Consider the following 19,859-nt stretch of genomic DNA (forward strand, 5'->3'; position numbering starts at 1 on the left):
TCGATAATCTTATCAGCTTTCATAAAAGTCCTCCTCCTGACTGTTTTAAATGTGGTAATTTAATTTTCGTCAGTTAGAGGACTTTTTTATTGCATGAAAAATGTGCGAAAGATACTATACGTTATCGTCATAGCTCGACTGCCATCACTGCGGACATGTACGTTCATTCGCAATTAGTACCGGAGGATGTGTTTTAATATTTGATTATAATATCAATATTTTTCAAGGAATGAATCAAAACACCAGCCAATCTCATTTTTATCAGTCAATACTTTTACCCAATTACCGCTGACCCCATCTATAGACTCTTTTTTACCTTTCTTTAAGATTATCATCTTATCTTTTTTATCAAGATTTCGAATTATTAATCCTTTTATAGAAGATTCATTTCTCAATCTGAGATTATTTATTTTCGATTTAAAATATTGAGCATTAGGACCATCTAAACGGAAATATTTATTCTTTTCTCCATAAAATGACAACAACTTAACATCTTTAAACCATTCCATCTCGTGAAAATAAATTGTTTTATCATTATTTACTGTTATATCAAGAGTATATTTTTTATTATTTCGAAATAAGATGACTATTGAATACTTATTATTCTTTTTTAATACATTAATAATTTTACAAGTCCCCATCATTCCTGCAAGAAGATAAGGCTCATCTTCACCTAAATCAATAACAATCGATCGGTTAGCAACAAACTCAGCCTTGCCCCAAGAAAATGTATTTTTTTCCCCATATCCCTTAGATATATCCCAAACACCTGTCAAACTGAGATATATATCATTTGTTAAACCGAATTTATTATTTGCATTTCCATTAAGTTGAAGCACTATGAATAAAATTGGTAATATAAAAAACTTTTTTTTCATTACATTCTCCTCTACTTTTTATCATGAAGAAAAACGTCTATAGTTCTACTTGAAGATTTTTTACCACCTGGAGCTGGGTCCCATATTTCGTTTCCATTAGCATCCCCTAATCTTTTATGATCACCAGCAGCTCCACTTGGGAATTCAGTATGTCCGGCAACTATAGTAAAATCTCTCTTTTGATCAGGTTTTCCTCCGTATCCGACAGTTGCCGTTTTTTTAACACCTAACCTTTCAAAGGCATCATTAATTACTTGATCGGGATTATTAACATTTAGAGCGTAATCGCCTTGTCCTATTGCTCCACTTTTCGTTAAGGCTTCCCTTGAACTTTTAATATCATCAGCTGACAGTCTTTTTCCTGCATAGCGTTCTGCAACTGCCTGACATGCTCTAAAATAACAACCATGACTCTGCATTGCCGTGTCACTCTGGTTTAATGCTCGATCTGTTTGCAATAATAATCCTTGCCCTTGCTCCCTTACTGGTGATGAAGTACTTTTTCCTCCCAGTCTTTCAGTTATTGAATTTTTGGCCTGTTGTATTTTATCCGTTACTACCTGTTTTGCACTCTCATATGTCTTATTTACAGTAGATGTAATGTTATTGATGGTGTTACCAACTTTTTCCTTTAACGCACTGAATCCTTTACTTAAATCAAGACCACTTGGTTGTGCTTCATGTCCCGTTGGATCACTATACCTTATAGGATTATTTCTACAGTAAGCAAATCTATTCCATCCTTGTGTATCACTTGTTATTATTTTTCCATTCTTATCTTTTATCTCCCCATCAATCACCGTATCCGCTGTCACAAACCTCGCAATCTCCGGATCATAATGCCGTGCGTTATAGAAATAATACCCGCTCTCTTTATCCAGCTCCTGGGAATTGAACTTCGGAGCGTTCTTCGTGTCTCCCTCGGTGATCCAGTCCTCGCCGAAGGGGAGATACTCGTGGCTTGTGACCACTATCCCCGCATCATTGGTCACTACCTTTACCGAGTCAACCTGGTCCGTCAAGTAATACTGGGCATTGCCGTTGGGCAGCACCGCGGCCACACGCACGCCGTTCAGGTAGATGTTATTCACACCGTAACCGGTATTTTCCTGCGCGTTGCCAAGGAGGTCCCGCGTAATTTCTACGTTGAAGTACATGGAGGGATTCAATATTTCAACTTCTTTTTCCATGCCTTCATGGTCCATCCGCGATTTTTTACGCACCCTGAAGCCCTGGTCGTCATACCAGTATTCACCCTTCACATTGCCATTGCGGGGGTCCGTGATACGTCGTATGCGATTATAGCTGTCATAGGCCATCTCCTTGGCCAGGTTCCTGCCATGGTCGGCCTGGGAGACCATGTTCCCGGCCGCGTCATAACCCATGGTATATCCGGCGCTGCTCCGGGATGCTGTGATAGCTGTTGCGGCATGGTTTGAGTAAGCATAATTCCACCGGTCATCCACGGCGCCGGTGTCGGTATTGTAGATAGTCTTTGCAATGAGATTCCCGTTCTGTGTGTACCCATAACCCAATTCAAACTTCTTGGACACGCTCCCCCTCGCCCCCCGGGATAGGGGGTCGGGCGGTGGGGCCGCTCCCTCTGTCGGCGCGATGAGGACCTTGTCATAATCTCCCTTCGCGCGCACCAGCCTGTTCAGGCCGTCGTAGCTGTATTCATAGCGCACATTGGTCTGGCAGGCGCCGTCAGCGGCCACGTCAGGCGTGTTCTGCACCACGGCGATGCTGTTGTCCACCTTGAACTGGTACTTCACATCCTGCACCTTCCATGTCTTTCCATTGTGGTTTGCCGTGGTGAGAAGTGATGCCATCCGTCCCTTGATGTCGTAGGAATAACTGGTCACCGTGCCGTTCCCCCGTCGCACCTCCGTCATCTGGCCGAACTCATTGTACGCAATATCGGATATGATTGTCTTTGACGCGTCTCCGTTTGCCACAGCTATGCTCTTCACTCCCATGGCGCAGTAGCCATAGGTCACGGTCATGTGGTTCTTTGTTTTCGGGTCTTCGGGATAGATAATGCTCTTTTTACGGGACAGGAGATCATAGGTGAAATCAGTTTGGAACTTCTCAATACCCGCGCCCTTAATGAGGCGAAACTCGCTTTTAACTCTTCCGATCCTGTCATAGCTGAATTCCTTCAACTGGGCCGGGTCGTCCATTGCCACCATCCTTCCCAGGGCGTTCTCACTTCCCGGCAGGGTATCGTAGGCATATTTCACAATACCTTCGTCGCCGGGAAGGTTCTTCTCAACCATTCGTCCCAACCGGTCATAGGAAAAAGTCGTGACGCGGCCCAGGGCGTCGGTCCGCGCCGCCGCGTCGCCGAAACTGTTGTACTCGATGCGTGAATATCCCAGGTCCGGGTCGCTTGACTCCGTCACCTGGCCGAAGGCGTTGTAGCGCCAGCAGGCGACGTTTGCCCCGGAGGTGTCCTTTATCCCGGGCCTGAAGAGATTTTCCGGCACGTCGGTGCTCATGCCTGTCACGCCCCCTCCGGGGGACGGGGGGGTCATCAGATCCATCTTCTTCACCCGGTTCCCGGCGATATCATAGGCAAAGCCGATCTTCGCAACCACGCTCCGGCCGTCGTCGCCCTTTCCGGAATCCTCCACGTAAAGCACGAGGCCCCGGGCGTTTTTCACCGTGCGTTTGCTCCGGCCTACGCTGTGGGTCTCGGCAACTTCCCATGGGTCGTTGTAGGCGTAGGATATGGATGTCTCCCCTTCCCCGCTGTATCCTTCCGGAAGGGTTATCTTGCTCACACGGCCGGCGGCATCGTAGGCTTTCACAGTGGGGTTCTTCTCATTGAGATTTCTTCTGAAAATATTGATCTCATCGTCCGCAGCCCAGGCGGCCTGGCTCGTTCGTATAACCCTGCCGGTGGCGTCGTAGGCCACCAGTCCCGTCTTTACGAAATGACAGCCCTGGCCGCCGGCCGCGCTCCGCACCGTGTGGATCACCCGGCCCATGCCGTCGCTGTACACACGTGTTTCTATCGTGCCCCCGCCCAGAAGGGTCGAAAAGCTGTCAAACTGGGTCACCTTCGCCGACAGGGGAAATACCGTGCCGTATTCGTAGGCCTGGAGCGTCTCCGTGCCGGTATCGGCGTCGATGCGCTCCTTCACCAGGCGGCCCTGGCCGTCGTACTCGAAATAGGTTCCGTTGCCGTTGGGATCCACTGTGCCGTTCAGGCCGCCGAAGGCGGATTGATAGTTGATATCGTGCTTCGTCGTCAGGGTGATATCCCCCAAGGAGCGCTCCTCGGTCACGAACTGGCGGAGCCGACTATCATAGGACTTTTCCGTGATACGGACCGGAGAGCCACTGGCGTTGACAGTCCGCACACGGTTCCCGTATCCGTCATAGGAATATTCCATGATCCGGTCCGATACCGCAGCCAGGCTGGAGCCTGTGTATCGCGCCGTTTCGCGCGTTACGTTGCCGCGGCCGTCGTACTCGTACGACGTGGTGGTTTCGTGGGACGAATCGGCGAAGCCCTTCGCATAGTCAACGCGCATTTCGTTGGTCTCGTCGTTGTTCTCGAAGCGGATGTAGCTCGCCACGGTCACTTCCCTGTGGATGCCGTCGTTGTAATGGTCTGTGACGTTTTCGGTCCTGGCCCTCATCTCGTAACGGCCGGGAACAAGGTCCATTTCCGACGTGCGCGTCTCGGCGAGGACATCCTTCACATACTTCCGCGCCGCCGTCGGCTCGATGAGATAACTTCGAGGCATTCTCCCCTCTCCCCCCGGGAGAGGGGCCGGGGGTGAGGGCTCAATTGTATAAATCCTGTAGTCGTGCTCCGTTCGGCCGTACTCCAAGCGGTCGGCCCCATAGGAGTGTACGATCTTGACGGCCCCCGCCAGGGCGCGGTTCTTCCGGTAGTCGTCATAGGGCGCGGTGTGGTACTCGCTCTCGGTGCGGCGGCCGTGGGCGTCGATCACGGTGAAGGAGCTGAAGCCGAAGAAATCGGTCTCTTTCTCGCCGTCGATGAAGGCGGAGAAGGCGTATCCGCCGGCGTATTCGTATTCCGTGGCTACGTCGCGGCCCAGACCGTCCTCAACCACAAGCTTCACGCAGACCTTGTAATTCATTGGAAGGCGGGGAATCCCTTCTTCATCGGTATTGTCAAAGCGCGTGGAGTTCTCGTAGGTCATGCGGTAGATGCCGCCGATGCCGTTCTTCACCACGCTAACCAGGTCCGGCACGGTGCCGCCCGTCAGGGCGAAGTACCAGTGCCTCTCTTTCAAATGGAAGATGCCGATATCGGTCTTGCCGTCGCCGTTGTAGTCGCCCTGGATCCACTGGAATGGATAAACCTTCGTCAAAAGATCCGGTCGTTTGAGGGAGGTGATGGATGCATTAAGATCTTCCAGGACACAGGACACGCCAAGGACAACCCTCTTCAATCCGCCCTCGCCGCGAACCACCGGGTTTCCCAGGTGGTCGAATTCTCCCTTGAAGGAATTCCCCTCGGCCAGGGGCACATACGTTGTTTGATTGATCGATGATGGTCCCACGTTGAGCTTAAGAAAAGTTACTATTCCATTTTCCACCTTGCCGTAAACGAGCTCGGCCCCGGCGGCCGCGCTTCTCACACAGCACGGTTCAATGAATCCTTCAGAAATGAATCGTGGATTTCCGGAAAGCTCGGTAAATACGATGCTTCCGCCAGTGATAGTGCCCAGGTACCAGGCATGGGCCGCCCCGGTCATGTCCACGAAAAGGACCTGGGCTTTCGTGTCCGTAAATGATCCGCTGAAGAAGCGGATGAAATTGCGCCGCTCCCGGAGATTTGCGAAAATCGAAGCGCTGACGCCGCTCACCGCGAGGGCATTGAAGGTCCCGTTCCCAGTGAACAGTACAAAGCGCGGCGTATCAGCCTTATCGTCCAGCACCAGGATATGCCTGTTCGTGTCAGAGGCCCTGAAGCGGTCCGCCAGGTAAAAGCTTTTGGCAATGTCAAAATCGGTCACCGCTGCTCTGTCGAAAAGGGCGGCCGTTGTATCGATGAAAGCGGAGCCGTTGTAATGAACAATTCCGAAGCGATGGGTGTTGCTTCCAAATGATGAGTTCTTCCTGTAATACAGGATGCCGTCGCGGTCGTCCCGGTAGCGGCCTGGCTTTTCACCGTTCAGGATGATGGCGCCATCGCTTTCCAGATCGACACCGAGCTTCATGGCCGTGTCCGCGCTCCCCTGCTTCAGGTAGATGCGCTTTTCTTTCTTATTGTAAATGAGAAGTTCAGGGGATGTCGAGGTAAAATATCCGGCAAAGGCCTTCTCGCCGCTCCCGGCGTAATAATTGCCGTCATACTGGTAGTCCGCCACGGCTGTGGCCGCGCTCCCGGCAATGATCGCCTTCGCGTCAATGACCCGCACCTCGTCCCGCGGCAGGGGCGCAGACGCCAGCACCCGGCCCGGGTCCGGTCCTCCGGCAAGGTTGCTGTACACACGGTAGCGGAAGCCGTCGGCCGTGGCCTCACCGACCCAGAAATTGTTGTCTGTCTTTGAAAAGAAACCGATATCGGTCCTGCCGTCGCCGTTGAAATCGCCCTGGATCCACCGGGTGATCTCCCTGAACTGCGGCGTTCGTGAATAGACCCTGAACCGGATGTTCCCATCCCCGGTCTCGCCGATGACCCATTCGCCCCGGTCGCGGTGAAAGATGAGAAAGTCTGAAAAACCATCGCCGTTGAAATCGCCGCTGAAGCGGTCGTTCGTCCCGAGGGAGTCCGCGCCCGGCGCGAATTGCTCTTTCTCCCTCTCGGTGAACTCCTTGTACACCTTCCATTCCAATTTGAAGTCGATGGTTGCGTCGAACGAAGTCGCGCCTCGGTTGCCGAGCGGAGTCGAGGCAACACGGAAATTCTCCGCCACCCACCATTTCCCGGACCGGGCGTCGTAGAAGGAAATGTCGGTGCGGCCGTCGCCGTTGTAGTCGCCGGAGATAAAGGATATTTTGTCCCGGTCCCTTCCCATGTCCGACCTGTCCGCGGTCGACGGGCTGTTGAGGCTGATATCGGGCGCGTAGTCGTATCTGAACAGGTTTTTGAAATGCTCCGAGAACAAAAGGAAGTCGAAGGCGCCGCCCCGGTTCGCCATGAGAACCCACTGGCCGGTGGGCTCGTTAAAGAGGACCGTGTCGGAGAGGCCGTTACCGTCGAAGTCCCCGGTGAACCACTCGCACGTGAAGATATCGATACCTATCGAAAGCTTCCCGTAACAGTGAAAGTCGAAGGTCCTGCCGTCATGCTCCGCCACCCAGAACTCGCGGGTCTCCGGCAGGTAAAAGGCGATGTCGCTCCTGCCGTCGCCGTTGTAGTCCCCGGTGACATTGCCCTTGAACCACTGTATCCTGTCCGGCCCGTCATATCCCTGGAATTTTTTTCCGTAGTAGCGCTCGAAATATCCGCCGCCCCTGTTCCCTTCCATGGCGCGCCAATCACCGGTGGAGGGATTGAAGAAGACCATGTCCGATATGCCATCGCCGTTGAAATCGCCCTCGAAGTATTTCACCATATCGGGGTTTTCCTCCGGATCGCCGGCCCGATTGTTATCCACCACTGCCCAGCTGAAGCTGTGAAGCGCCTCCTGGTAGAAAAACTCCGGTTTCGTAGTCTCCCGCTCGGTCTCCACGGTTTTAAGCAGGGGCCGACCCGAATCGGCCGAGACCTCGTACACCGGCTTGTAGCTCCAGAGCTCCGTTTCAGAGAAACCGTTCGGGTCGTCCCATCCCACGGTGATCCGGTCCAGCAACCGGTCCATCCGCATGATGAAGCCCGCCGCCTTTGAGACGTACGCCTCGTCCCGGTCACGGTAGGTGAATCGCACGAATTGACGCGCCGGCATTCCCTCTCCCTCGTTCCCGGTGTAGCGTATTTCTTTAAGATAGAGGATATGGTTGTCCCCATAGGAAGAATCATCGTATGAGGCTGTCATGAAGTTGCCGTTAAGATCGACGCTCTTGCAGAAATTCCAGCTGTAGGTCTTGCGCGTGTCATCGGGCCGGTAGATCCTGCTCGACCGCGTCTCTCCTAAGGTGGCAACCGTGCCGGCCTTATCGATAACGCGCCACACCCCGCCGCTCTCCGCATTGGAGAGAATGAATTTTGAAAAACCCGATTCGATCTCCAGGCGGTACACACCGTCCTCCGATCCCGATGATCCCTCGGTCTTGACCAGGCGCTGGCCGTTAAAGGTGAACGTGTCCCGGTGGTCGTAATAGAGCTGTCCGTTCTTGGTGGCGCGGGATATCACCCCGAGGCCAGTGGAGAGGCTCCACCCGATACCGACCAGGCCGTCGCCGCCGGATGACGAATAGGAAAGTCCCACCGATGGCTGCACTCCCTTACGGCCCGGGGGCACTTCAATGGCATAGGCAAGGTTCACGGTGCCGTAGTTGTTGATCTGCGGCGGCCGGACATAGGCCGCTCCTTCGTAGGCATTGAGCTTGGGCGCCTTGATATCGTCCTTGTCGCTCATGTTCGTTGTAGCGGACAGGGCGTCGTCACCGTCAGTTCCCGCACCCGACAGGGGGAAGGCCATGGTCTGCAGCAGCCTGTCCTTTTTCAGATAATCGATATTGCCGCAGGAGCAAAGGATCGCTGCGGAGAGTATTATCATCAGACTTGCTGCAAAACTGCTTATAATCATTGATAAGGGCCCCCGCCGCCGAAGGCTGCCGGGGCACTTATTGTTAATTATCGTGTTATGCAAAATGTCAGTGAATATTCTGACTATATCATTATACATATCGATTGCGATAAGGATGCATAAATAAACACCGGAGGCCATCTACCCGGATGCACCACGGATCCGTTTCCTGAAAAATTTTTGGCATTAAGGTCAGCTGGCGATAACAATCGTCCAGCTATTGATGGAGTAGCGTTTTATGGGTAAAAAAGACAAATTTTTTGTGATGGGGAGATATTGTGGGCTGATTTTAAATCTTCTGGAAGAGGGTGTCAGAGTAAAAAACTAAAATTGATCGAGTTCCGCCGATTGTTATCGGCATTTTTCACCGATAGTTATCGGTAAACGATTGTTCACTTCTACTTTAAATTCCCGAAGGCATCCATCCCGATCTTTCTTAAATAAGAAGAAAACAGAATACCATCAACCCGCCCTTTAATGTCATCGGTCTTGAGGGAGCGCGCGAAATCCTTAACCAGCCTTGAATCGGATGCAACAATAATACATCCTTTCGCCACTATCGGGCCAATGCCTTTCAGGGTGACCTCTGCTGACTGCTTGAACCGCACCGGGTATTTCCGCCCCTCGTTCATCTCTGACAGGACGTCCCCCCTGCTTGCGGTAAAACGCCCGATGGTATCATCGGTAAGATAACCCAGGGGCAGCGAAGTGCCCCTGACATAAAAAATATTGTTCTCATATTTTACCAGATCGCCGGCCAATGCGACAACGCGAACCGCTTCGCCGCTCCCGGTGAACACCAGGTCTCCACGGCGAAATCCCTGGGGCGCGTACCGGTATATCAGCACGATGTCGTCCCTTTCAAGGAGCGGCTCGGCTGTTCTGCCGGTCACCTGGCCGATGGAAAAAAACGCGGCCAGGACAATGGTCGTGATGAAAGTGATAACCGCCGTCGCTGCCGTGTATCCCCCATAGCCGTAGGGCGTATTATAGGCTCGCACCGGCAGCTCCCTGTCCCGCTTTGCCCTGACCAGTGCCTCAACGGGCGAGGCGATAGTTATCGCCAGGGCCGCGGCCATGAGGCCCATGAAGGGGATGATGGCTGACCCTGCATCGCGCGTCACCATGGCGGCGGGAAGGGCCAGGAGCGGCACCGTCCTCATGAGCAGAAATACAGCGCCTTTGGGAAGGTCCCCGTTGTACATCTGGCCGAGACCGGTGAAAAAAAGCGAAAGCAGGAAGGCGAGGCCGGGCCTTCTCTCCTCGCGTTTCTGTGTCTGTATTATTTTATCAGCCATCGCTTCCGGGGGGCCTTTTACAGGAAGGACTCTATGAAATCGCGGACTTTTTCCTTGCCCACGTAAATGCCGAAGTGGCCCTCGCACAGGATGTCGGCCTCCAGCGAGAGCATGAACTCCAGGGATCTTTCATAATCTCCCCGGACCGAGCGGAGGGCGTCGTTCAGGGGGCCATGCACGTCCTGGCCGAAGAGGACCAGCCTTCCGTCCGATACTGTGGTGAGCACGGCCGATCCGGGCGAATGGCCCGGCGCATGGTAGAAGATGACTTCCAGGTCGCCCACGGTGAATTTCTTTTCCTTTGACGCGACCTTGATGTCGATCTTCAGCGGATCCATCCAGGTGCCGTACCAGGAAGCGGCCGTGACTTCGGAGTCGCCCGCCTCCAGGAACGCGGCGTCCAGGTCATGGGCGACGATTTTACAGCCTGTGGCGCTCTTGATGGAGGCCGCGCCGCCCGTATGATCATAATGGCAGTGGGTGAGAAAGAGGTGCCTGACGTTCCGCGGCTCCGTTCCGGTCCCCTGTATGTTCCTGATTACCAAGTCGGTCCCGCCGCCGGTGCCGGCGTCCACCAGGGCCGCCTCCGCGCCGGACCTGATCAGGTAAATGGCCGCGTCGGAGGGGGCGGATTTGCCCGGCCCCCCCACAAGGTATATGTTGGATGTGATCTTCACAGGATTCTTTTCATCGGCTGCATCGGCAATAATGTGATGTAGATATTCACCGGCAAGGTTTTATTATTGCAACAGTTTTTTCTCCGATTTTCATTATCCCGGGACCTGGGCGATAACTATCTTCCTATTATAATGAGACATATTTCACTTGACTTTTTCAGAGAAATTGTTTTGTTATGTAGGAAATAGACTTGTTGCGATACTGCGTCTCGCACTCGCAGGAAAACCCCTGCGGGGGGCTCGTAAGGGGCTCCGCCCCTTAATCCCGAAAAAATATAAGGAGATTTACAATAAGTCTGCTCTATCGCGTCTCCTCCGCCACAGGCGGGGATGACAAAAAATTATTATGATAAAAAAACAGCAGCCATCATCCCATACATTCGCCGCAGCGTTCCTGGCCCTGGTCATGGGCGTCGCCATGTCCTTCACCGCGGGTCACGGCGCAACCAAAAACGCCATCGGTTACAACAAGGACGGATGGGACTACCTCAAGAAAGAGAACTACAAGAAGGCCATCATCAGCTTCAAGAACGCCCTCCACGATAATCCGAAATACAAGGAGGCCCTCATCGGCCAGGGCAAGGCCTACCTGGAGGTGGAGGCCTATGACCAGTCCTATGATCTCTTCAGCGACGCCCTTGCCATCGACAAAAAATCCGTGGACGCCCTCGTCGGCCTGGGCAAGACCCTCACCGCCATGGGCCGCTACAGCGAGGCCATCAAGTTCTTTGACAGGGCCCTGAAGATATCCGGACAGAACCTCGACGCGCGCTTCGGCATCGCCTACGTGTATCACTGCCTGGGCAAGAGGATCTGGGCCAAGCGCACCCTGGAGACCATCCTCCGCATCGATCCCTATCATTACGACTCGCTCCTTCTCATGGCTGACATCAAGAGCGCGGAGAACCGCCACCGTGAATCGAAGAAGTACGCGGAAAAGGCCATAGACACCAACAGCGAATCCTCACGGGGCTACACCCTCTACGGCGAGATATTGCTCAGGGAGTTTCTCAACAGCGAGGACGACGATCTCCTGGACGAGGCCAAGGAGGCTCTTTCCAACGCCATATCGATACAGCCCGCGGCGTACCAGGCCAACAGGACCCTGGGCTACATCTCCCTCATGGAGAGAAAATATCCCGAGGCGGTCAATTACTTCAACACCGCCATATCCGACCTCGACAGCAGCACCCTCCTCTACAGCCTGGCGGTATCCCATGACCGCGCCGGCAACAGGGACGAGGCCCTGGACGAGTTCCTGAAAGCTCTGAAAAAGGACCCCTCCGACTCGATCCTCCGCAGCAGGATCGAGGACTTCCTCGTGTTCCGCGACTACAAGATAGGCCATCCGGCGCGGGTCATGCTCAACAGGGAGCATTACGACCTGGCCGTAAACCGCGAGAAGAAGAACCTCCCGGACCAGGCCGTCATGTACCTGCGGCGGTCGCTTCTCCTGAACCCGATGAACATGGAGTCGAGGGAGCTCCTCATGGACTTCTATAACACCCAGGGATACAACCAGTTCTACATCGACGAGATGAAAGAGATCCTCAGGTTCAACCCGGACCGGGCCTGGCAGGAAAAGCTCTCCCTCGCCATCATGAAGCGGCGGGACATGCTCTACCACCAGGAGGGCTATTCCTCGGAAGAGCCTCCGCGGGACATGCCCTCGGTGCTGGTCCTCGGTTTCGATCCCGTCGGAAAGCTCAGTCCCCATCCCGACGCCGGGGAAGTGATCGCGAGCCACCTCACCTTCGTGCTGGGGCAGTTCGGCAGGATGAAGCCGGTGAGCATACGCAAGCGGACCGCCGTGACCTGCGGCCTCATGTGCGGCGGCGGCCACCTGGCCCAGACCCTGGACAGCGTCGAATCGGGCATAAAGGACGGCGGGATCGACCCGGTGGATTACGTGGTCTACGGCGGATATTATGAAAGCGGCGGCCACATCACCCTCGAGTGCCAGGTCATGGACTACAAGAAGGGCTTCATCATCGGCCAGTTCACCGTGACCGAGTCCGGCAAGGAGAGCCTGCCCCTGGCCGCCCTGCGGGCGGCAAAGCGGATCTACGACATGATACCCTTCCGCGGCCGCGTGCTCAAGCTGAAGGAAACCGGCATCGTCACCAACATGGGGCTCTTCGACGGCGTCGAGAACGGCGAGAAGCTGGTCATCTACAAGTTCACCGACCGGATCGGCGTCGGCGACAAGCTGAAGAAGAGGATCATCCTCACCGTGAAGGAGTCGGACACCCTGATCTGCTACGCGGAGCCGCAGCGTCCGGCCGACCTCGAATCGATCGATTCGAACGACATCGTGCTTCCCATGATGAAGCGCCGGGCGAAACGGATAGAATAACCTTTACACGATGAAAAAAATCCTCATATCAGCGCTGTTCCTCATTGCCATAACACTTTCCTATTTCTACGGGCTTGTATCGCACAAGTACGCACTGCCGCCCTTCCCGCAGATCCTGTCCCTGAAAGAGCATCTCCTGCCCCTGACCATAGGGTTTCGCGATACCGCGGGCAGGGCCGAGGTTCCCTGCGGGGATCTGATCGGCGGAAGGACCATGGTGGCCCTGGTGTTCGGGCAGTCCAATTCAGGGAACCACGGCGAAACGCTCTACGCGCCGAAGAGGGCTGTGTTCAATTTCTTTGACGGCCGCTGCTACCGGGCCGTCGATCCCCTCCTGGGGGCCACCGGCGACGGCGGCAGCGTCTGGTCGCGCCTGGGGGACCTCCTCATCGACGGGGGCCTCTATGACCGGGTCATCTTCATCCCCATAGGCGTCGGCACCACCACCATCGAGGAGTGGACCAGGGGCGGCTACCTGCACCGGAGGATCACCAACGCCATCGAGCAGTCCCGGGCCTGCGGCCTGGCCATCACCCACCTGTTCTGGGTCCAGGGCGGCTCGGAGCCGCGGACCGGCGGCCGGGCAAACACCGAGCGCTACAAGAAAAATTTCACGGCGATGCTCCGAAGCATTCGCGATCATGGCGTGACCGCCCCCATATACCTCGCCATCGCCACCTATTGCGACAGCGGCCCCATTCCGGACATCCAGGCGGCCCTGAGGGAGCTGGCTGACCCGAAGCGGAAGATTGTTATCGGCCCCGATAGTGATGTTTTCTATAAAGATGCGGCCAACACATGGGAACAGGTCCACCTCTCCCACCGGGGCCTCGAACTCTCATCACGGGCCTGGTTGGACGTGCTGCGCCGCGCCGGAGAAAAATAGCGTGGGTATCCACACGGAACAATCACCGGACCGGCTGTCATGATCGGCCTCGACAACATATCGCTCTATTATCCCGAAGGCCCGGCGACCATTTTAAGCGGAATATCCTGGGAAATCGGGAGCGGCGACCGCTGGGTCCTCTTCGGCCCCAACGGCTCCGGAAAAACGAAGCTCCTTGAGATCATCACCGGCTATATCTACCCGAGCGGCGGATTGGTGAGCCGCTTCGGCATTGACGGGGGCTGCGACATCCGCGAGGTCCGCCGGAGGATCGGATATCTCAGCACACCCCTGAAGGAGCGCTTCCCCAGGCATGAACGGCTCATCGATGTCGTCGTCAGCGGCCCCTGCGCCACCGTGGGCCTCTATGAGGAGCCGGGCGACAATCGTTATGAAGAGGCCCGCCTGCTCCTCGAATCGGGCGGCCTCGGCGGGAAGAGCGCGCAGTTCTTCGGCACCCTGTCCGACGGCGAGAGACAGAAAGCCCTCATGCTCAGGGCCGTCATGGCCGGACCGGACCTCCTTATCCTGGACGAGCCGTGCATGGGCCTCGATCTTTCCGCGCGGGAAGACTTTCTCTCATCGCTGGAACGGCTCTGCGGGGGAAAGCCCCTATCGGTCATCTACGTGACCCACTACGTCGAGGAGATAACGCCCTTCTTTAAAAATATCTTCATGATAAAGGGCGGCCGGCGCTGGTTCTCCGGCGCGGTCGAGGCCGGGCTGACCGACGAGGTCATATCGGGGCTCTTCGGCAGGAACATCCGCATCGTGAAAAAAGACGCGAGGTATTACGCGACCCTTGGCTGACGGCGCGACCCCGGCGATCCTCTACGGGCCCTTTGCGCCGTCGACCCGTTCCTCCGTCCGCATCCCCTTCTCCTCCCAGGCCCGGGCCTCAACGTCCTTCTTGATGTAAGTATAGATCTCCGATATGCTATAGCAGGCGTCGAAATTATCGGGATTCAATTCCACCGCCTTTTTCAGGTTCTCCAGGGCCAGCTCGATGTGGAGCTTCCGCGGCCCCCGCATTTTCTGGGTGAAGTACACATACCCCAGGAGCACGTAAACCTTATCGTAGTCGGGCTTGACCTTCTTCAGGCGCTCAAGGATCGCCGCTGCCGCGGTGAAATCCTTCCTTCCCTTGTGCACTTCGTACAGCTCCAGGTACGCCTCGATGACGCAGGGGGATTGGTCTATCACCTTTCCGTACAGGGCGGCGGCTTCCCTGGCGTCGCCCTGTGACGCGGCCCGGGCCGCCGCTGCTAGGGTATCCGCGGACCTGGCCTTTCCTTCGCGGGCGCTGGTCTCGAAATTCCGCTGCGCCCCTTCGCGGTCCCCGCGAAGGACGCAGTAGCGCACCAGCCTGCAGCGGGCCCTTTCATCGTCAGGATTGATTTCGACGGACCTGGCATAATGGCTGTAGGCCCTGTCATTCTCGCTGAAGAACTCGTAGACCTCGGCCAGGGCGTTGTGTATCTCCACCTGCCTGTCTTTGAGGGCCAGGGACTTCTCGTACCAGGGAATGGCGAGGTGCTTCTGGTTCAGCCTGCAGTACACGTCACCGAGGAGGTTCGCCGCCTGATAGTAGTCCGGCTTCCGGTCCAGGCAGTTGATGAGGCTCAGGACCGCCTCCTTGTTCATCCCGAGGCGCGCCTGCGTCTCTCCCCGCTCGTAATAGTACTGCCAGGAGAGGCGCTCCGCTGCGGCATCGGCATTGATAAAAGCCGCGGCCGCGGCCATGAAAAAAAATATTACGAATTTTATTATTGACAATTTCACTATGTATAATATGTGTGTATCGTTTTTCAGTGGTCAGGTAGCTCAGTCGGTAGAGCAGTGGACTGAAAATCCACGTGTCGACGGTTCGATTCCGCCCCTGACCACATTTTTTCCTTCCTTCAATCTTCTTTTCATATCCATATTGCAATACTAATACCTGATCTGACTCCGGTTCAATAGTATATTATTATCTTCGGCCCGAGTCATACCCTGTCTTGACCATCACCGATCAACGCAATCGTGCCGTCAGGTATGATCGCCGTTCCCCGGATCCTGTCCATTGCCGGGCCTCACGGTTTTTATTACAAAGCCCATCACTATGGTGCCGGCCGCGCCCAGGGCGACGATAAACACCTTAAAACCCACCAGCACCGACGACAGGGCGATCATGGCCCACATCATGGCGATGGCAGATGCTTTTCCCTTCAGGGTCATGCCGCCTTTTTCCCTGAATGTATGCACATATTTTCCGAAGAGCCTGCTCGATAGGAGCCATCCGTAAAGCCTGTCGGAGCTGCGCACGAACAGAGCCGCTGCCAGAAGCACAAAGGGGGTTGTCGGGAGCACGGGGACAAAAATACCCACAAGCCCCGCCAGGAGCGAGACACAGCCGAGGAATATGAGGATATAGTTGCGCATAATGGCTTCCGGCCGGCAACTCCGTATGTACACCTGCACGCCATGATGACACTTCCCGGATACATTTCAAGAATAATTCTTTCTTTCATTACACGACGGCAAAAAGGTCATGACTCATTATTTTCTTGAAAAAAACGCGGCCTTTTCATACAGTATTACATCGATCAATCCACAGGAGGACTCCCCATGAAAAAAATTTTCGCCGTTATCGCCGTCATCTGCGCTCTGTTCGCGTGGTCAGGCTGCAAAAAGACGATGAAAGACTGCCTGAAAGAATGCGACAAGGCCTATGACGCGTGCAAGGAAAAGGAGACTGGGATGGCGGGTGATTGCGGCGTACAGCATAACCGCTGTTATTCTCAATGCAACATCCAGGACCTGATGAAAAAATAGACCGACAGCCGGCCCCGAAGCCCCCCGCGCCGGTCGCGACGGGGCTTCGCGTTTTACGCGCCTTTCACCGGACCGGCATCATACCCGCCATAGCCGGTGTTCGATTTTCCCGACACAGCCATGGCGTGCAGCGCGCCCTTGATGGCTTCACGAAATCGGCTGTTTGTCCAGTCGTCCCCGGCCCATCCGACGTCAACCTGCGCCATGACATCCTGGACCTGCCCGCCCTTTCTGCGAACCAGGATCCGGTAGTAGCAGCACTCGTTCCTCTGGTCATAGCTGTCAAACACGGCGGTCCAGGCAACGCCGGGGACAATTTCAACGGGTTCGTCGAACTTCGGCCATATGAATGATCCCGCCATCACTCCTCCATCACCGCGGGGCCGGCAAACAATGCCGTTGTCGGGAGTGTCCGTTTATAAAGCTGTTTCATGTGATCCTCCCTCACCTGCCCCGGGCAAATTTAACTCTTGACGTGTCATGGTTTACGGGCTAACGGTCTCTAACGGCCCGGATACGGGCCTGACCCGGAGGAAATAAGTGACAAAAAAGCTCTTACTCATCCTCGTTATCGCCACGGGCACCGTGACTCTGGTTCCTTTCGCGGCATTATCCAACCAGATGGGCATGGGCAATCCGCTGAAGATCAACGCTCTCGGCCTGTCCGTAGATTACGCGCGCACCAGGAAAGAGAATGACGCGGGCCTGTACGCGAGCTACCGCTACGGATTCGCCCACATCGTCTCCATCTACTTCGCCGCCGACGCGGGATACAGGTTTATTTACAACAGCGTCAACGTCCGCGCGGGGGGTCAGCTCCAGTTCATCGTCGTCGGCCTCGAGGCCGGCCTCCTGTGCGCGTACCGGACAAAGATCGAGCGGCGGGAATGGTACGACCATGGGAAGCGCCGCGGCCCCTGGGCGCCCGGCATGTTCCTGGGCCTGTCCGGCACCGTGCCGGGAAAACGCCTGGCCCTCTTCATTTCGCTGGGCGGAAATTTCTATTTCATCAATCACGACCATGAGTTCTACCTGATGGCCACCGGCCTGGTCAACTTCGCCGGCGACCTGGAGCGTAAATCCGCGGCGAAATGATTGCATACATTCCTGTTTTCTAACCGATGATTCATCCACCGTCGTGGAGATGGCGCTGATTATTACGGCAGACCGTGAGGCATTCCACTATAATTCCATTTACGGATAAGGGATATTTATTCCTCCCTGCCATTGCAAATAGGGATAGGATACGCCGCCGTCTATCTGCCAGGTTGACCCGAAGTCCCAGCCCGCGAAAGTCGCCTGGAGAACCATGTTGCCGGTGGTCGTCGGCGTTCCCCTGTCACTATCGGTCAGGCCGCATAGGTCGGTATCATAATACGAAGATATAAGAGAAGTGCCTCCCTGCCCGTTGAGACCACCGAAATTGACGGAACCGCTCACCAGGCATGCGGAATAGCATCTGGTGACCGTGCCGCTATTGTTCTCGGTAAACCCGGACAATCCGCCGACTCCCGTAGTTCCCATAACCGAACCGGTCGCGTAACTGTTATAAATCACGCCCCCGTAGCTGGTATACCCGGTCATGCCCCCAGTAAATGTCACGCCGGTTACGCTGACCTGGGTATAACACTTGGAAATGGTACCGTAATACACGTTAATGCCCACGAGACCGCCGATATCGGTTCCCGACGCGTTGACACTGCCGGTGGCAAAACAATTCTCGATCACGGAGGCGTAGGCTGGATTGCTGGAACCCCAATTGTATCCGACCAGTCCTCCCACATTATTATGCCCGGTTACGGTAACGCCGGAAGAGGAGCAATTACCGATGAGGGGATTGCCGACCGATGAAGGGGTTGCCAGGGACACGCTGGTGTTGTATCCGACAAGAGACCCCACGTTGTCATAGCCGGTGACGATGGCGGCATCAAGGACTATATTCCGCAATACCGCCCCGTTGGAATAACCGAACAGTCCAACATTATTTTCCGCCGGCCTGTTTATATAGAGACTTGTAATCGCATAACCGTTCCCATCATAGGTTCCGACGAATTGCGGCGTGGTATCGCCTATCGGGTCCCAGCCGTTTCCGGTGTTGTACGGGGCGACATTCAGATCAATATCGGCTGTTTGAATATAGTGTGCGCCGGGGTAGTCCCTGACATGGTTCAGCTGCGACGCCATTGACACCTGGTACGGATTTCCCGCGGTACCATCACCGCCGGCAAAAAAGGGCGTCCATATCGCATATAACGTCAAATCGGACGACCCCAGGATAAACGTCGATCCGGGAATATAATCAATACCCAGGCCATCGGCCCGGGTGTTCCATCCTCTAAAATCATAATTGGTCCTGACGAGCGACCCTGTATTGGCAAGCACCGTCACCGTATCGCCGCCACCGTAGATATTCGCGTCTGAGGGCGCGCTCCCACCGGTGTATCCATTGCCGTTGTAGGCGACCGAATATGTTGCGGATGCCAATGTAATGCTTTTACCGAGCAGTGTGGCCATCCCCGTCGGATCGAGGGACCATGTCGATTTTGAGCAGCCTCCCAGGGTGATGGCACAGGCGAGTAACGTTGCGGCGGTATATCCCAGTCTACAGTTCATGATAAACCCACAGGTACCGAACATTCTACCATATTATTCGGCTTGGAATAGGGTGACAAACATCACCAGAAGTCAATTTACTTAATTATGGCAAAAAAATCAATACACATGATGCTAATTTTCGTTGATCATGGTGTCAGGGCCGCCAGGACCCAGGAAAACCTCCTCAAAGGACTCCACCATCGCGGAATCGAAAAGGCCGAATTTCCTGATCCCTTCGGAGGTGAAGAGGGCGAAGGTTCCAGTGGAGCGGGCGCAGAGGGTCCCCGCATCGTCATAGAGCAGGCCTTCAATGACCGCTTCGCGCTCGCCGGTCCGCTCACGAACCTTTCCCTCCGCCACCATCCTCCTGCCGGTCCATACCGGCTTCAGGAAATCCACGGTGATCGACTTGGTGAGAATGTACCTTTTGAGGAGATGCATCGACGACCAGCTCATGACCTCGTCCAGGACCGTGGAAACCACACCGCCGTGGGCAAGGTCGTTCCACCCGCACAGGTGCGGCGGTATGGAAAGGACGGAGTACACCGCCGCGCCGTCGGAATGGAATTCCATCTTCAACCCGGAGGGGTTCCTGCCGCTGCACCCGAAGCAGGTATGGGTGTCCGGGTTGGGCAGCTTCGGAAGCTTCAATATCGCATCAGGATCTATCATCGCG

General features: G+C 55.1%; 14 protein-coding genes and 1 tRNA gene. 6 read left to right on the forward strand and 9 right to left on the reverse strand.

Going from position 1 to position 19,859, the window contains the following annotated elements; genetic code table 11:
* Positions 1-212: 212 nt before the first annotated feature.
* The 4 genes from KA369_13650 to KA369_13665 all read right to left on the reverse strand — a co-directional run bounded on the left by KA369_13650 (position 213) and on the right by KA369_13665 (position 10,532).
* Positions 213-878: an SH3 domain-containing protein gene (locus KA369_13650; GenBank protein MBP7737017.1), complete on the reverse strand. Its 666-nt coding sequence runs from the start codon at positions 876-878 to the stop codon at positions 213-215.
* An 11-nt stretch (positions 879-889) separates the two neighbouring features.
* On the reverse strand, positions 890-8,527 hold the full coding sequence (locus KA369_13655; GenBank protein MBP7737018.1) for a hypothetical protein: 7,638 nt from the start codon (positions 8,525-8,527) through the stop codon (positions 890-892).
* 428 nt (positions 8,528-8,955) lie between these two features.
* Positions 8,956-9,855 carry a hypothetical protein gene (locus KA369_13660; protein MBP7737019.1) on the reverse strand — a complete coding sequence of 300 codons (900 nt, stop codon included), beginning with the start codon at positions 9,853-9,855 and terminating at the stop codon, positions 8,956-8,958.
* Between the two features lie 17 nt (positions 9,856-9,872).
* A complete protein-coding gene (locus KA369_13665) occupies positions 9,873-10,532 on the reverse strand; it encodes an MBL fold metallo-hydrolase (protein ID MBP7737020.1) in 660 nt (219 codons plus the stop codon).
* A gap of 346 nt (positions 10,533-10,878) precedes the next feature.
* On the opposite strand from KA369_13665, the gene KA369_13670 reads away from it, so the two are divergent.
* From KA369_13670 to KA369_13680, 3 genes are read left to right on the forward strand one after another with little or no spacing between them, the layout of a single operon-like run.
* On the forward strand, positions 10,879-12,888 hold the full coding sequence (locus tag KA369_13670; protein ID MBP7737021.1) for a tetratricopeptide repeat protein: 2,010 nt from the start codon (positions 10,879-10,881) through the stop codon (positions 12,886-12,888).
* Positions 12,889-12,898: 10 nt separating this feature from the next.
* Entirely contained in the window at positions 12,899-13,774 is an 876-nt protein-coding gene (locus KA369_13675) for a hypothetical protein (GenBank protein MBP7737022.1), read from the forward strand.
* A gap of 39 nt (positions 13,775-13,813) precedes the next feature.
* A complete protein-coding gene (locus KA369_13680; GenBank protein ID MBP7737023.1) occupies positions 13,814-14,584 on the forward strand; it encodes an ATP-binding cassette domain-containing protein in 771 nt (256 codons plus the stop codon).
* Positions 14,585-14,605: 21 nt separating this feature from the next.
* Here the strand turns inward: KA369_13680 and KA369_13685 are convergent, their stop codons facing one another.
* Positions 14,606-15,550 carry a tetratricopeptide repeat protein gene (locus KA369_13685; protein ID MBP7737024.1) on the reverse strand — a complete coding sequence of 315 codons (945 nt, stop codon included), beginning with the start codon at positions 15,548-15,550 and terminating at the stop codon, positions 14,606-14,608.
* A 37-nt stretch (positions 15,551-15,587) separates the two neighbouring features.
* Here KA369_13685 and KA369_13690 point away from each other — a divergent pair.
* Positions 15,588-15,660, forward strand: a tRNA-Phe gene (locus KA369_13690).
* A gap of 142 nt (positions 15,661-15,802) precedes the next feature.
* On the opposite strand, the gene KA369_13695 is transcribed toward KA369_13690, so the two are convergent.
* Positions 15,803-16,195 (reverse strand): YbaN family protein, encoded by a 393-nt coding sequence (locus KA369_13695; protein MBP7737025.1) that lies wholly within the window; start codon positions 16,193-16,195, stop codon positions 15,803-15,805.
* Between the two features lie 186 nt (positions 16,196-16,381).
* On the opposite strand from KA369_13695, the gene KA369_13700 reads away from it, so the two are divergent.
* The gene (locus KA369_13700) at positions 16,382-16,588 is read left to right on the forward strand and encodes a hypothetical protein (GenBank protein ID MBP7737026.1); all 207 of its coding nucleotides are present in this window, start codon (positions 16,382-16,384) and stop codon (positions 16,586-16,588) included.
* Between the two features lie 53 nt (positions 16,589-16,641).
* Here KA369_13700 and KA369_13705 read toward each other — a convergent pair whose 3' ends face one another.
* Positions 16,642-16,950 (reverse strand): hypothetical protein, encoded by a 309-nt coding sequence (locus KA369_13705; protein MBP7737027.1) that lies wholly within the window; start codon positions 16,948-16,950, stop codon positions 16,642-16,644.
* A gap of 178 nt (positions 16,951-17,128) precedes the next feature.
* On the opposite strand from KA369_13705, the gene KA369_13710 reads away from it, so the two are divergent.
* Positions 17,129-17,683, forward strand: a complete 555-nt coding sequence (locus KA369_13710) for a hypothetical protein (GenBank protein ID MBP7737028.1) — start codon at positions 17,129-17,131, stop codon at positions 17,681-17,683.
* A 99-nt stretch (positions 17,684-17,782) separates the two neighbouring features.
* Here the strand turns inward: KA369_13710 and KA369_13715 are convergent, their stop codons facing one another.
* On the reverse strand, positions 17,783-19,201 hold the full coding sequence (locus KA369_13715; protein ID MBP7737029.1) for an InlB B-repeat-containing protein: 1,419 nt from the start codon (positions 19,199-19,201) through the stop codon (positions 17,783-17,785).
* Between the two features lie 114 nt (positions 19,202-19,315).
* Positions 19,316-19,855: a PaaI family thioesterase gene (locus KA369_13720; protein ID MBP7737030.1), complete on the reverse strand. Its 540-nt coding sequence runs from the start codon at positions 19,853-19,855 to the stop codon at positions 19,316-19,318.
* Positions 19,856-19,859: the final 4 nt, after the last annotated feature.

Source organism: Spirochaetota bacterium, from assembly GCA_017999915.1.
Lineage (GTDB): Bacteria > Spirochaetota > UBA4802 > UBA4802 > UBA5550 > RBG-16-49-21.

Excerpts from the sequence above, each read along its gene's own strand:
- KA369_13650 (MBP7737017.1), bottom strand. The coding sequence starts at position 878 with ATGAAAAAAAAGTTTTTTATATTACCAATTTTATTCATAGTGCTTCAA.
- KA369_13655 (MBP7737018.1), bottom strand. The coding sequence starts at position 8,527 with ATGATAATACTCTCCGCAGCGATCCTTTGCTCCTGCGGCAATATCGAT.
- KA369_13660 (MBP7737019.1), bottom strand. The coding sequence starts at position 9,855 with ATGGCTGATAAAATAATACAGACACAGAAACGCGAGGAGAGAAGGCCC.
- KA369_13670 (MBP7737021.1), top strand. The coding sequence starts at position 10,879 with ATGATAAAAAAACAGCAGCCATCATCCCATACATTCGCCGCAGCGTTC.
- KA369_13675 (MBP7737022.1), top strand. The coding sequence starts at position 12,899 with ATGAAAAAAATCCTCATATCAGCGCTGTTCCTCATTGCCATAACACTT.
- KA369_13680 (MBP7737023.1), top strand. The coding sequence starts at position 13,814 with ATGATCGGCCTCGACAACATATCGCTCTATTATCCCGAAGGCCCGGCG.
- KA369_13695 (MBP7737025.1), bottom strand. The coding sequence starts at position 16,195 with ATGCGCAACTATATCCTCATATTCCTCGGCTGTGTCTCGCTCCTGGCG.
- KA369_13700 (MBP7737026.1), top strand. The coding sequence starts at position 16,382 with ATGAAAAAAATTTTCGCCGTTATCGCCGTCATCTGCGCTCTGTTCGCG.
- KA369_13705 (MBP7737027.1), bottom strand. The coding sequence starts at position 16,950 with ATGGCGGGATCATTCATATGGCCGAAGTTCGACGAACCCGTTGAAATT.
- KA369_13715 (MBP7737029.1), bottom strand. The coding sequence starts at position 19,201 with ATGAACTGTAGACTGGGATATACCGCCGCAACGTTACTCGCCTGTGCC.
- KA369_13720 (MBP7737030.1), bottom strand. The coding sequence starts at position 19,855 with ATGATAGATCCTGATGCGATATTGAAGCTTCCGAAGCTGCCCAACCCG.